General features: G+C 58.7%; 13 protein-coding genes. 7 read left to right on the forward strand and 6 right to left on the reverse strand.

What is annotated here, in order from left to right; genetic code table 11:
* Positions 1–15: 15 nt before the first annotated feature.
* A complete protein-coding gene (gene def / locus ALQ04_RS07890; RefSeq protein ID WP_122315210.1) occupies positions 16–522 on the reverse strand; it encodes a peptide deformylase in 507 nt (168 codons plus the stop codon).
* A 127-nt stretch (positions 523–649) separates the two neighbouring features.
* Here def and ALQ04_RS07895 point away from each other — a divergent pair, with 127 nt between their 5' ends.
* The 3 genes from ALQ04_RS07895 to ALQ04_RS07905 all read left to right on the forward strand — a co-directional run bounded on the left by ALQ04_RS07895 (position 650) and on the right by ALQ04_RS07905 (position 3,513).
* On the forward strand, positions 650–1,675 hold the full coding sequence (locus tag ALQ04_RS07895) for a LysM peptidoglycan-binding domain-containing protein (RefSeq protein ID WP_122315192.1): 1,026 nt from the start codon (positions 650–652) through the stop codon (positions 1,673–1,675).
* Positions 1,676–1,798: 123 nt separating this feature from the next.
* Positions 1,799–2,917, forward strand: a complete 1,119-nt coding sequence (gene dprA, locus ALQ04_RS07900) for a DNA-processing protein DprA (protein ID WP_122315193.1) — start codon at positions 1,799–1,801, stop codon at positions 2,915–2,917.
* Positions 2,918–2,955: 38 nt separating this feature from the next.
* On the forward strand, positions 2,956–3,513 hold the full coding sequence (locus ALQ04_RS07905) for an L-threonylcarbamoyladenylate synthase (RefSeq protein WP_122315194.1): 558 nt from the start codon (positions 2,956–2,958) through the stop codon (positions 3,511–3,513).
* Here the strand turns inward: ALQ04_RS07905 and ALQ04_RS07910 are convergent.
* Complete coding sequence (locus ALQ04_RS07910) at positions 3,510–4,487, reverse strand: NADPH:quinone reductase (RefSeq protein WP_122315195.1); 978 nt, start codon at positions 4,485–4,487, stop codon at positions 3,510–3,512. The two genes, ALQ04_RS07905 and ALQ04_RS07910, sit on opposite strands and share 4 nt — an antisense overlap.
* A 173-nt stretch (positions 4,488–4,660) precedes the next feature.
* Between ALQ04_RS07910 and hemF the strand changes: the two genes are divergently transcribed.
* Both hemF and aroE read left to right on the forward strand, forming a co-directional pair.
* Positions 4,661–5,572, forward strand: coding sequence for an oxygen-dependent coproporphyrinogen oxidase (gene hemF, locus ALQ04_RS07915; RefSeq protein WP_122315196.1), 912 nt, complete (start codon positions 4,661–4,663; stop codon positions 5,570–5,572).
* Positions 5,573–5,670: 98 nt separating this feature from the next.
* The gene (gene aroE / locus ALQ04_RS07920; protein WP_122315197.1) at positions 5,671–6,495 is read left to right on the forward strand and encodes a shikimate dehydrogenase; all 825 of its coding nucleotides are present in this window, start codon (positions 5,671–5,673) and stop codon (positions 6,493–6,495) included.
* Here the strand turns inward: aroE and ALQ04_RS07925 are convergent.
* The 4 genes from ALQ04_RS07925 to ALQ04_RS07940 all read right to left on the reverse strand — a co-directional run bounded on the left by ALQ04_RS07925 (position 6,492) and on the right by ALQ04_RS07940 (position 9,189).
* Positions 6,492–8,060 carry a SulP family inorganic anion transporter gene (locus tag ALQ04_RS07925; RefSeq protein ID WP_122315198.1) on the reverse strand — a complete coding sequence of 523 codons (1,569 nt, stop codon included), beginning with the start codon at positions 8,058–8,060 and terminating at the stop codon, positions 6,492–6,494. The genes aroE and ALQ04_RS07925 overlap by 4 nt on opposite strands.
* Before the next feature lie 157 nt (positions 8,061–8,217).
* On the reverse strand, positions 8,218–8,682 hold the full coding sequence (locus tag ALQ04_RS07930; protein ID WP_122315199.1) for an inhibitor of vertebrate lysozyme family protein: 465 nt from the start codon (positions 8,680–8,682) through the stop codon (positions 8,218–8,220).
* Between the two features lie 3 nt (positions 8,683–8,685).
* Positions 8,686–8,850 carry a DUF1328 domain-containing protein gene (locus ALQ04_RS07935; RefSeq protein ID WP_002555679.1) on the reverse strand — a complete coding sequence of 55 codons (165 nt, stop codon included), beginning with the start codon at positions 8,848–8,850 and terminating at the stop codon, positions 8,686–8,688.
* Between the two features lie 57 nt (positions 8,851–8,907).
* A complete protein-coding gene (locus ALQ04_RS07940; RefSeq protein WP_122315200.1) occupies positions 8,908–9,189 on the reverse strand; it encodes a hypothetical protein in 282 nt (93 codons plus the stop codon).
* 422 nt (positions 9,190–9,611) lie between these two features.
* On the opposite strand from ALQ04_RS07940, the gene algB reads away from it, so the two are divergent.
* Both algB and ALQ04_RS07950 read left to right on the forward strand, forming a co-directional pair.
* The gene (algB, locus tag ALQ04_RS07945) at positions 9,612–10,958 is read left to right on the forward strand and encodes a sigma-54-dependent response regulator transcription factor AlgB (protein ID WP_122315201.1); all 1,347 of its coding nucleotides are present in this window, start codon (positions 9,612–9,614) and stop codon (positions 10,956–10,958) included.
* A gap of 10 nt (positions 10,959–10,968) precedes the next feature.
* The coding region (locus ALQ04_RS07950; protein ID WP_122315202.1) for a KinB sensor domain-containing domain at positions 10,969–11,743 on the forward strand (775 nt) is incomplete at its 3' end.

Genomic DNA, 11,743 nt, shown 5'->3' on the forward strand with positions numbered 1-11,743 from the left:
CTTTTTGGTGAAGGATCAAGCATTCTGCCTGTGCTGTTTTTCCAGCTTTTTCTTGATCCGGTCACGCTTGAGATTGGAGAGGTAATCGACGAACAGCTTGCCGTTCAGGTGATCGCACTCATGCTGGATGCAGATCGCAAGCAAGCCTTCGGCAACCAGCTCGTAAGGTTTACCATCACGGTCCAAAGCCTTGATACGAACCTTTTGCGGACGGTCGACGTTTTCATAGAAACCGGGTACCGAAAGGCAGCCTTCCTGGTACTGATCCATTTCATCGGTCAGCATTTCGATTTCGGGATTGATGAAAACCCGAGGTTCGGTGCGATCTTCGCTGAGGTCCATCACGACCACACGCTGGTGGACGTTGACCTGGGTCGCTGCCAGACCGATGCCGGGCGCTTCGTACATGGTTTCAAACATGTCGTCGACCAACTGGCGTATGCCGTCGTCTACTATCGCCACAGGCTTGGCGATGGTGCGCAGGCGCGAATCGGGAAATTCGAGAATGTTTAGAATGGCCATATACGTAAGAGCTGCACTGTAGGGTAAAGTCAAAATCGGTTGCCAGGCCTGGAACATCAAAGCGGGCAACTCATGACTGACGGGACTGTATGTTCACGCGAGACAACATGATAAAGGGATTCACCGCATGAGGAAATCACTACTCGCCCTGCTGCTTTTGACTGCCAGCGGTCTTGCTCAGGCGCAAGTGCAACTCAAGGAAGGCCACCCGCAGAGTTATACCGTCGTTGCCGGTGACACACTTTGGGATATTTCCGGCAAATTCTTGCGCGAACCGTGGAAATGGCGCGAGATATGGCGAGCCAATCCCCAGGTACGCGATCCTGACCTCATCTATCCCGGTGATTCGCTGTCGCTGATCTACGTTGATGGCCAGCCTCGCGTCGTGCTCAATCGCGCCGAATCGCGCGGCACGATCAAATTGTCACCGCGTGTGCGCAGCACCCCGACCATCGAAGCCATCCCGAGCATTCCGCTGGGGGCGATCAATGCATTCCTGATCAGCAACCGGATCGTCGACAGCGCCGACCAGTTCGATAAAGCCCCGTACATCGTTGCCGGCAATGCCGAGCGCGTACTCAGTGGCCAGGGTGATCGCATCTACGTTCGCGGCCAGGTGGACCCGGAGCAACTGGGCTATGGCATCTTCCGCCAGGGCAAGGTCTATACCGATCCGGATACCAAGGAAGTACTGGGTATCAATGCCGACGATATTGGCGGCGGTGAAATCGTGGCCACCGAAGGTGACATCTCCACCTTGATGCTGCAGCGCTCTACCCAGGAGGTTCGTCTGGGCGACCGGCTGTTCACCAGCGAAGAGCGGGCCATCAATTCGACGTTCCTGCCCAGTTCGCCACAAACCCCGATCGAAGGCCTGATTCTCGATGTGCCGCGGGGTGTAACGCAGGTGGGCGTCTATGACGTCGTTACGCTCAACAAGGGCAGGCGTGACGGTCTGGTCGAAGGCAATGTGCTGGCGATCTTCAAGACCGGTGAAATGGTCCGCGACCGGGTAACGGGCGAACAGGTGAAAATCCCCGATGAACGCTCCGGATTGCTGATGGTTTTCCGCACGTATGAAAAGCTCAGTTACGCCTTGGTCCTGCACGCGAACAGATCTTTGGCCATTATGGACAAGGTCCGTAACCCTTAACCCTATGTCTCAGGTTTGATACGGATTTTTCCACCGGGCATTTCACTTATCAAATTGTTGTCAACAGAGTTATCCACAGGTTTGTCCACCTTCTGAGGTGGACAATGGATCAAGGACGATCTTATGCCGCTGTTTGAAAAAGCCGTTCCTTCGCCTGCCGAACTGGAAGCGCGCCTGCGTTTACATCGCTTGCCGGAGGTCGGACCCAAACGCTTTTCCAGACTCATCGATGCCTTCGGTTCTGCCTCGGCGGCACTCTCTGCACCTGCCAGTGCATGGCGAGCGCTGGGGCTGCCGAGCGCCTGCGCCGAGGCTCGACGCGACCCGCAGGTGCGTGACGGAGCCAGCGCCGCACTGGCCTGGCTGGAGCGTCCGGGCCAGCATTTACTGATGTGGGACGACCCTGGCTACCCTGCACTGCTGGCTGAAATCGCCGATCCACCGCCGCTGTTATTCATCGCTGGCAACCCTTCGCTTCTTGAGCGTCCCCAGTTGGGAATGGTCGGCAGTCGTCGTGCATCGAAGCCCGGTCTGGACACGGCTGCTGCATTTGCGCGAAGTCTGGCGGGGGCCGGTTTTGTCATCACCAGCGGTCTGGCGCTGGGAATTGACGGAGCTGCGCATCAGGGCGCGCTGGACGTTGGCGGGGCCACGATCGGGGTGTTGGGGACCGGGCTCGAAAAATTTTATCCACAGCGGCACCGGCAGCTTGCGGAGCAGATGATTGCGCAGGGCAGCGCCGTGATTTCCGAGTTTCCCCTCGATGCCGAGCCCCAGACCAGCAACTTCCCGCGCCGCAACCGGATCATCAGCGGTTTGTCTCTTGGCGTGCTGGTGGTGGAAGCCAGTGTCCGCAGCGGTTCATTGATTACGGCAAGGCTGGCCGCCGAACAGGGTCGCGAGGTGTATGCGATTCCCGGCTCGATCCATCATCCCGGTGCACGCGGCTGTCATCAGTTGATCCGTGATGGCGCTGTGTTGGTTGAAAGCGTCGATCATATCCTTGAAACCCTGCAGCACTGGCAGCGCATGACGCCTGCCGATACCACGCCCGAGCTGACAGCTCCCCCTTCTGCAAAACACCCGTTGTTGAGCATTCTGCATGCCGCACCGCATACCAGCGAGGCGTTGGCTGTGGCCAGTGAATGGCCGTTGCCTCGGGTACTGGCGGCGCTGACCGAGCTGGAACTGGACGGAATGATCAGCAATGAAGCCGGACGATGGTTCGCGCGGGCGCCCTGAGGTTAAACTGCCCGGCATGATTTAGCGGAGATACATCAATGGTCAGCAGTTGGCGTGTGCAACAAGCCGCTCGAGATATTCGGGCCGGAGCGGTGATTGCCTATCCAACCGAGGCAGTCTGGGGGCTGGGGTGTGATCCATGGGATGAAGAAGCGGTTTATCGCCTGTTGGCGATCAAGTCGCGGCCTGTGGATAAAGGGCTGATTCTGATCGCCGACAACATCCGTCAGTTCGACTTTCTGTTCGAGGATTTCCCCGAGTTGTGGCTCGATCGCATGGCCAGCACCTGGCCTGGACCCAATACCTGGCTGGTGCCGCATCAGAACCTGTTGCCCGAGTGGATCACCGGCGCGCATGAAACCGTGGCCCTGCGCGTGACCGATCACCCGACCGTGCGTGAACTGTGCGCTCTGGTCGGTCCATTGATCTCGACCTCCGCCAACCCTGCCGGCCGCCCTGCCGCCCGTACCCGGTTGCGGGTGGAGCAATATTTCCGCGGGCAGGTCGATATGGTACTCGGCGGCAGCCTGGGCGGCCGCCGAAATCCCAGTGTCATCCGCGATATCGCGACCGGGCAGGTTGTGCGGCCGGGTTAAGGAATCAGAATCGTCGATCCCGTGGTGCGCCGAGCCGACAACTCGGTCTGCGCCTGGGCGGCGTCCTGCAGGGCATATTGCTGGATGTCATTGATCCTGATCTTGCCGCTGGCGAGCATGTCGAACAGGTCGTCGGCCATGGACTGCAGGTTCTGCGCGTTATTGGCGTAGCTGGCCAGAGTCGGGCGAGTCACGTAAAGCGAACCCTTTTGCGACAGAATCCCCAGATTCACGCCTGAAACCGGCCCGGATGCATTGCCGAAGCTGACCAGCAGGCCGCGCGGCGCCACACACTCCAGCGAGGTCAGCCAGGTATCCTGGCCAACGCCGTCGTAGACCACCGGGCACTTCTTGCCGTCGGTCAGTTCCAGCACGCGCCTGGCCACGTCTTCATGGCTGTAGTCGATGGTTTCCCAGGCGCCGAGCGCCTTGGCGTGCGCCGCCTTTTCCGCTGAACTGACCGTACCGATCAGGTTCGCGCCCAGAGCCTTTGCCCACTGGCAGGCCAGCGAACCGACGCCACCGGCAGCGGCGTGGAACAGAAAGGTTTCACCGGGTTTGACCATGTAGGTCTGGCGCAGCAGATATTGCACGGTCAGGCCCTTGAGCATGACCGCAGCCGCCTGCTCGAAGCTGATCGAATCGGGCAGCTTCACCAGATTGGCTTCGGGCAACACATGCAGCTCGCTGTAGCCACCCAGAGGGCCGGTGCCATAGGCCACGCGGTCGCCGACCTGGAAGCGTGTCACTTCATTGCCGACGGCTTCGACGATGCCCGCACCTTCCGTGCCCAGTCCCGAAGGCAACGAGGGCGCCGGGTAAAGGCCGCTGCGGTAATAGGTATCGATAAAATTCAGGCCAATCGCCTTGTTGCGAACCACAACTTGCTGCGGGCCGGGCTGAGCCGGCTCGAAGTCGACATATTCAAGAACCTCGGGTCCTCCGACGGTACTGAACTGGATACGCTTTGCCATTTGCTCTCTCCATGCTGGTCGAAACGGATCATTAGACAGGCTATCGGACTCCTTCAGATGATCTTCGTCAACTGCGAAGGCCGGTCGGCCAGTGGTATGCTACGCGCCAATTTGCCTGCGCCCCTTTGCATACGGGGTGCTCAGCCGTTTGAAGTCAGCCTTAGGGAATCACTATGAATACCCGCACCGAGGCCGTAAAAGCCTACCTGCTCGATCTGCAAGACCGAATCTGTACTGCCCTGGAGCTCGAAGATGGCAGCGCACGCTTTGTCGAAGATGCATGGACACGTCCGGCAGGTGGCGGTGGTCGTACGCGGGTGGTTGAAAATGGCACTGTCATTGAAAAGGGCGGCGTCAACTTTTCCCACGTCTTTGGCAGCAACCTGCCGCCGTCGGCCAGTGCCCACCGGCCTGAACTGGCCGGACGAGGTTTCGAGGCCCTTGGGGTTTCGCTGGTGATTCATCCACACAATCCGCATGTGCCGACTTCCCACGCCAACGTACGCTTCTTCATTGCCGAGAAAGAAAGCGAAGAGCCGGTCTGGTGGTTCGGTGGCGGTTTTGACCTGACGCCCTACTATGGCGTCGAAGAGGATTGCGTGCACTGGCACCGTGTGGCCGAGCGTGCCTGTGCGCCGTTCGGTGACGACGTTTACCCGCGCTACAAGGCCTGGTGCGACAGCTATTTCCACCTCAAGCATCGCAACGAGCCACGCGGGATTGGTGGCCTGTTCTTCGACGATGTGAACCAGTGGGACTTCGATACCTGTTTTGCATTCATCCGCGCCATCGGCGATGCCTACATCAACGCCTACCTGCCGATTGTGCGTCGTCGCAAGGCGGCGGCCTATACCGTGCAACAACGCGAGTTCCAGGAATTCCGACGTGGCCGTTATGTCGAGTTCAACCTGGTCTACGACCGTGGCACGCTGTTTGGCCTGCAATCGGGTGGCCGTACCGAATCGATCCTGATGTCCCTGCCGCCGCAGGTTCGCTGGGGTTATGACTGGAAAGCCGCACCGGGCAGCGAAGAAGCACGCCTGACCGAGTATTTCCTGCAGGATCGGGACTGGCTGGCGGACTGAATTCATACACCGCCTTCGCGGATAAATCCGCTCCTACAGCGACACAGTGGGAGCGGATTTATCCGCGAAGGGCATCAAACAGATCAACAGGACCCCAAATGGACCAGTACGTCGTATTCGGTAACCCCATCGGCCATAGCAAGTCGCCGTTGATTCACCGTCTGTTCGCAGCACAAACGCAACAGCAACTGGATTACCGGACTGCACTGGCTCCGCTGGATGACTTCACGGCATTCGCCAAGGACTTTTTCCAGACCGGGCGCGGTGCCAATGTCACGGTGCCGTTCAAGGAAGAGGCCTGCCGCCTTGCCGACAGCCTGACCTTGCGCGCCCAGCGCGCAGGTGCCGTGAATACCTTGAGCAAGCTGGCCGATGGCAGCTTGTTGGGCGACAACACCGACGGTGCCGGGCTGGTTCGCGACCTGACGGTCAATTACGGTTTCAGCCTGCGCGGGCAGCGCATTCTGTTGCTGGGAGCCGGTGGCGCTGTGCGTGGCGCCCTGGAACCGCTGCTTGAGCAAAAACCTCTGGCATTGGTGATCGCCAACCGTACCGTGGAAAAAGCCGAAAACCTGGCCCAGCTGTTTGCTGACCAGGGCCCGGTCTTCGCCAGCGGTTACGACTGGCTGGAAGAACCGGTCGACCTGATCATCAACGCCACTTCCGCGAGTCTGGCGGGCGAGCTGCCACCGATTGCGCCGAGTCTGATCCAGCCGGGCCATACCTTCTGCTACGACATGATGTACGGCAAGGAGCCGACGGCGTTCTGTCGCTGGGCGACCGAACACGGCGCGGCCCAAGCGGTGGATGGGCTGGGCATGCTGGTCGAACAGGCTGCCGAGGCTTTCCTGCTGTGGCGCGGCGTACGTCCGGACTCAGCGCAGGTACTGGCCGAGATGCGGCACCAATTGGCGCAGGGTTAATCCTCGAACAGAATCGGGCATTTGTCTGGCCCTTCCAGCTTCTGCAATTCTTCGACGACCTGCTGGCGGGCGCTGCGCAAAGTCAGCGTCCGCTCCTGTTTGAGCAGGCGCCGCGCTTCCTGGTGAAGCATCTCCACGCCCGAATAGTCGATGAAGTTGATCTGTTGCGCCTCGATCACCACGCGCTTGCCTTCGGTACGCTGCAAGCGGGTCTGCAAGTAGTGGCTGGCGCCGAAGAAAATCGATCCGCCCACGCGCATGATCTCTTCATCGCCTTCGCGCCATTGCTGCACCTTGGGTTGAGACGTGCGCTTGAGGTAGAAAAACAGCGACGCCAGAACCCCGGCGTAGATAGCGGTCTGCAACTCCAGCAACAGGGTTGCGACACAGGTCAGGGCCATCACGAAAAACTCGGAACGACTGACCCTGAACAACGCCGCGATGCCGCGATGATCCACCAATCCCCAGCAGATCAGCAGAATCGAAGCGGCCATGGCCGGAATCGGAATGTGAGAAATCAGCGATGCCCCTGCCACCGCAAACAACATGACCCACAACGCCGAGAAGACGCCCGCCAGCGGAGACCGGGCGCCCGCTTCATAGCTCAAGGCGGCGCGGGTAAAGGAGCCGGCGGACATATAGCCGGAGAACAGTGAGCCAGCCATATTCGACAGGCCCTGAGCACGCACTTCCTGATTGGCGTTGATCAATTGCTGGGAGCGCGCCGACAGTGAACGGGCAATCGACAGACTGTTCACCAGACCGAGCATGCCCACCGCCACTGCGGTCGGCAGCAGTTTGAGGATCAACTCCAGATCCAGCGGCAGCGGGCTGAACGGCGGCAGTTGCCCGACGAAAGCCTTGACCACTTTCACCTGGCCAAACATGCCCGGCCACAGCCAGACCAGCAGGCTGCTGGATACCAGCGTGATCAACAGCGTCGGCCAGCGTGGCACCAGATACTTGAGCGCAATACCCAGCGCCAGGGTCAGCAGGCCCAGAATCAGCGAAGGTCTGTCGAGTTCGGCGCCGTGTTCGAGTACTGCGGTCAGGCTGTTGAGGGCGGTGCTCTGGCTGGGCAGGTCGATACCTGCCAGATTGGGTATCTGCCCCAGGGCAATCACGATTGCCGCGCCGAGGGTGAAACCCAGCACCACGGAATGCGAGACGAAGTTCACCAGTGCACCGAAGCGCATCATGCCGAGCAGCAACTGGAAGGCGCCGGCCATGAACGTCAGCAGCAGAATGAGCGTGATGTAATCCAGGCTGGCCGGTATGGCCATGGGGCTGATGCTGGCATACAGCACAATGGAAATGGCCGCCGTCGGGCCGCAGATCAGATGCCACGAAGAGCCCCATAGACAGGCGATCAGCACCGGCACAATGGCCGCGTACAAGCCATATTCGGGAGGAAGACCGGCAATCAGGGCATAAGCGATGGATTGTGGCAGGGCAAGAACGGCACCGCTCAATCCTACCAGGGCATCACGGCCAACGCTGGCGCGGGTCTGTTTGGGCAGCCAGGTCAGAAAAGGCAGGAATTTGTGACGGTTGAGCCAACCCATGAAGCCCTCGTCGAGTGGTTTTTGTCAGCCAAGGGTACACGGCATGACCGGGCTCATGCATCAGCGCTTTTTGCAGAAACGGATAAATACAGCGGGAGACGAGGCATACGGGTTGTGCCCGAATACCTCGTCCTGGAAGGATGTAAGGGTCAGCGGCTCAGTACCAGTTGGGGTCTTTGCTCAACTGTTCCTTCAGCAATTGCTGCATGCCTTCATCGGGTTTGCCGAGGAAGCGGTAAGTTGCATGGCGGGTTGGCGATTTGTCGGCCGGGAGCCCGGCAGGCACTTCAACCAGCATCCCGTAGGCATCTTCCTTATCGAGACTGAATGACACGATCAGGCGCTTGCTGCGACAGGTTTCGGCGGTTTCGCACAGAGGACCTACGAGGTACGGGTCTCCATCCTCGGTCACAGCGGTCATCTGTTCGGACGTACCTGACAGATTGATGACCCATTCGGGCAACCGTTCCTCTTTCTGGACGACTTCCATCCAGGTCTGGCGATACTCGGGCGCCGAACTCAACAGCTCATTGACCCGAGCCTGACCGTCATTGGCTGCGATTGCCATGGCACTGCCGCCCATCAACAGGGCGGCAACCAGTGAGTGAAAGGATTTGCCCATTTCTCAGCCTCGACCACGGCGCCCGAAGAAGAAAGACACAACGAACATCACCAGAAATACAACGAACAGAATCTTGGCGATACCCGTTGCCGTGCCTGCGATACCACCGAAGCCCAGTACGGCAGCGACAATGGCGATGATCAGGAAAGTGATAGCCCAACTAAGCATGGTGATACTCCTTACAGCTATTTTTGAATTTGGAACATTTCGTCCGGTTTGTGTGGATCAGAAGATCCATTTTTGCGGCGTTGCTACTTCATCGGCAGACACCAGGCCGTCGACCGGCTGTGGTCCTTGTCCATTGATCTGAGCGGTGCGCATCAGGCTTTGATAGGACGTGCTGACTTTGACGAGCTGCTGCTGGGTGTGGGTCGCTTCACGCGATTGTTCCCAACGCTGGAATTGCTGAACGGCAATCAGGGTGACGAGCAGGGCCAGGAGCAGGAAAAGGCCCTGTTGGATGTGCAAGGATGAAATACGCAATTGAGCAATGTGCTGACTGTTCATCCTTTAACTCCGTGTACCTGAATGGCGTCGTGAATATTGATGGCCTTAACGTCAGGCCTTGGATGAAAGGGATATTGCAGACTGCATGCCATTTTTTGATATTAATAAAAAATCAATAAAATCAATGGCTTGAGATATTCAAAGAAAATTTGCGACCAGCAAGCTGCACGATCTCTCCTTTGCGGTCGTGCGTTCTGCACGAACGTTTGTCGGGCGGGTTCGAGGCCCGAGAACCGGGAAATGTGAATTCATGTCTTCAGGTCGACGGAAACTGGCAACGGATCGCTAGAAAAATCAGCCGGTTAGCTAATGCTCGAACACATAGCTACCATGCATGTCACAGAATCAATCAGAATCAACCATGCAACTTGCCCGATGATTCCGACACTAACCAAGATAATTTACTTAGGAGCGTAGGAAAAATGGAGACAGCCACTGAGAATCAGGGCCGTATTCTGCTAGTGGACGACGAGTCCGCCATTCTTCGCACGTTCCGGTACTGTCTGGAAGATGAGGGCTACAGTGTTGCCACGGCCAACAGCGCTGCCCAGGCCGATACCTTGATGCAGCGCCAGGTGTTCGACCTGTGTTTTCTGGACTTGCGTCTGGGCGAAGACAACGGGCTGGATGTGCTGGCGCAGATGCGTATTCAGGCGCCATGGATGCGCGTGGTGATTGTCACCGCTCACTCGGCAGTCGACACTGCGGTCGACGCCATCCAGGCCGGTGCCGCCGATTACCTGGTCAAACCCTGCAGCCCGGATCAATTGCGTCTCGCTACCGCAAAACAGCTGGAAGTGCGGCAGTTGTCTGCCCGTCTGGAAGCTCTTGAGGGTGAAGTACGCAAACCCAAGGATGGCCTGGATTCCCACAGCCCGGCGATGATGGCCATTCTGGAAACGGCGCGACAGGTTGCCGTGACCGACGCCAACATCCTGATTCTGGGCGAGTCGGGGACTGGTAAAGGTGAACTGGCACGCGCCATTCACGGCTGGAGCAAGCGCGCCAAGAAATCCTGCGTCACCATCAACTGCCCTTCCCTGACGGCCGAGCTGATGGAGAGTGAACTGTTCGGTCACAGCCGTGGAGCGTTCACCGGGGCCAGCGAAAGTACCTTGGGTCGGGTCAATCAGGCGGATGGCGGCACGCTGTTTCTTGACGAGATCGGCGACTTTCCCCTCACTTTGCAGCCAAAGTTGCTGCGCTTCATCCAGGACAAGGAATACGAGCGGGTCGGCGACCCGGTCACCCGGCGTGCCGATGTACGGATTCTGGCGGCCACCAACCTGAATCTGGAAGACATGGTCCGCAGCGGGCGCTTCCGTGAAGACCTGCTGTATCGCCTGAACGTGATCACCCTGCACTTGCCGGCCTTGCGTGAGCGCAGCGAAGACATCATGACTCTGGCTGACCGGTTCCTGGCGCGCTTCGTCAAGGATTACGCCCGCCCGGCTCGCGGTTTCAGTGACGAAGCCCGTGCCGCACTGCTCAACTACCGCTGGCCCGGTAACATTCGCGAATTGCGTAACGTCATCGAGCGCGCCAGCATCATTTGCCCGCAGGAACGTGTCGAAGTCAGTCACCTGGGCATGGCCGAAGTGCCAACCAACAACGCCCCGCGCGTAGGTGCCGCATTGAGTCTGGACGAACTGGAGAAGGCCCACATCGGCGCGGTGCTGGCCACCAGCGACACACTCGATCAGGCGGCGAAGACTCTGGGCATCGATTCGTCGACGCTGTATCGCAAACGCAAGCAGTACAACTTATGAGTTGTCCTGTATGAAACTGGCAATGAAGCTGCGTACCCGCCTGTTCCTGAGCATCTCGGCACTGATAACCGTGGCGTTGCTTGGATTGTTGCTGGGGCTGGTCAGTGTCATGCAAATGGCCAAGAGCCAGGAGTCGCTGGTTCAGAGTAACTTCAGCAACCTTGAGCTGGGTCTGAAGCTGCGGCAGAACCTCGGCGATCAGTTAGTCATCATGATCGGTCCATCACCCGACAGGCAGGCGCTGGAAGCGTATCAGGAGCAATTCCGCGAGCTGTTGGCCGAGGGCGTGGAGCGCGATGCACAGAACAAGGTGCAGGATCGTTTTGAAAAGACCCGCCAGTATTACCAGCGCTTCGTCGATGCCTTCCAGCGTTTTCAGGGCAACCCGCGCGAATTGCGTGACGACCCGGAACTGAGGGTCAGTTTTGACGCATTGCGCAACGATCTTCTGCAAACACATCGTCAGGCGCTGGAAAACATCAGCAATGCCGAGATCTATTCTCGCGAGCGAGCGCTATGGATTGCCGGTCTGCTGGGGCTGGTAGGCATTGCCGTGCTGTGCATCGGTTTCATCACCGCTCATGGTATCGCCCAACGTTTTGGCGGCCCTATCGAGGCACTGGCCAAGGCGGCCGATCATATCGGCCAGGGCAATTATGAAGTGACGCTGCCCATTTCCTCGGCGCTCGAAATGAACCTGCTGACCCGGCGCTTCGGCATTATGGCCGAGGCCTTGCGTCAGCATCAGGCCACCAATGTCGATGAGTTGCTGGCCGGCCAGCAAC

The sequence above is a fragment of the Pseudomonas cichorii genome, from assembly GCF_003700275.1.
In the GTDB taxonomy this organism is placed as follows: domain Bacteria; phylum Pseudomonadota; class Gammaproteobacteria; order Pseudomonadales; family Pseudomonadaceae; genus Aquipseudomonas; species Aquipseudomonas cichorii_B.